Origin of the sequence: Streptomyces kunmingensis (assembly GCF_039533535.1) — a bacterium.
GTDB classification, from domain to species: domain Bacteria; phylum Actinomycetota; class Actinomycetes; order Streptomycetales; family Streptomycetaceae; genus Streptomyces; species Streptomyces kunmingensis.
This window is the reverse complement of sequence record NZ_BAAATS010000077.1, coordinates 1-825: the sequence shown is the minus strand read 5'-3', so window position 1 is coordinate 825 and position 825 is coordinate 1. Positions and strand designations below refer to the sequence as shown.

Below are 825 nucleotides of genomic sequence, written 5' to 3'. Positions count from 1 at the left end.
AGGGCGGAGCTCAGGCACTGCGGCGGCGTCCGGCCCCTGGTCGGCCGCCCAAGCTGGATGACGCCGGAGTCGAGGTGGTCCGGGCCGCGCTGGAGCAGGGCGCCCAGGCGCACGGGTTCGAGGCGGACCTGTGGACGCTGGAGCGGGTCGGCCTGGTGGTGGAGCGGGTCACCGGAGTGCATCTGGCCAGAGCATCGGTGTGGCGCCTACTGACCGGGCGGCTGGGCTGGAGCCTGCAGCGGCCCCGGCGCCAGGCCATCGAGCGGGACGAGTCGGAGATCGCCCGGTGGGTCGCCCAGGAGTGGCCGCGCATCAAAAAGGGGCGGTGAAGAAACGTGCCTGGCTCGTCTTCTTCGACGAATCGGGGGTGTCGCTGCTGCCCCAGGTGCGCCGCACCTACGCACCCCGCGGCCGTACCCCGGTCCTGCGGCACCGGCTGAACTGGAAACGAGCCGGGATGGCCGCCGCGCTGGGCTACCACGCCGCTGACCCTGGACGCGGTCCGCGGCTGTGCTTCCACCTCAAGCCCGGCAGCTACGACACCACCAGCCTGATCGAGGTCCTCGAGCAGATCAAAACCTTCTACGCCGGCGAGGCCGTGGTGCTGGTGTGGGACGGACTGTCGGCCCACTGGAGCCGCGGCATGCGGGCCTGGGCCGCGGCCGAGCAGCACTGGCTGACGCTGGAACGGCTGCCCGCCTACGCACCCGAACTCAATCCGGTGGAACTGCTGTGGTCGGCCATCAAGACCCGCGAACTGGCCAACCTCGCCAGCGACCACCTTGCCGACGTCGCCGACGCAGCCGAACGCGGCATCCACCGAGT

Annotated in this window: 2 protein-coding genes; both read left to right on the top strand. The window is 71.3% G+C overall.

Annotated features, from left to right (window positions below):
• Window positions 1-329 (top strand): helix-turn-helix domain-containing protein (locus ABD366_RS43325; protein ID WP_344443655.1); only part of this gene is annotated, 329 nt, incomplete at its 5' end.
• Window positions 326-825, top strand: a 500-nt coding sequence (locus ABD366_RS43320; protein ID WP_344443653.1) for a transposase, incomplete at its 3' end; no start/stop codon positions are given. The genes ABD366_RS43325 and ABD366_RS43320, both read left to right, overlap by 4 nt.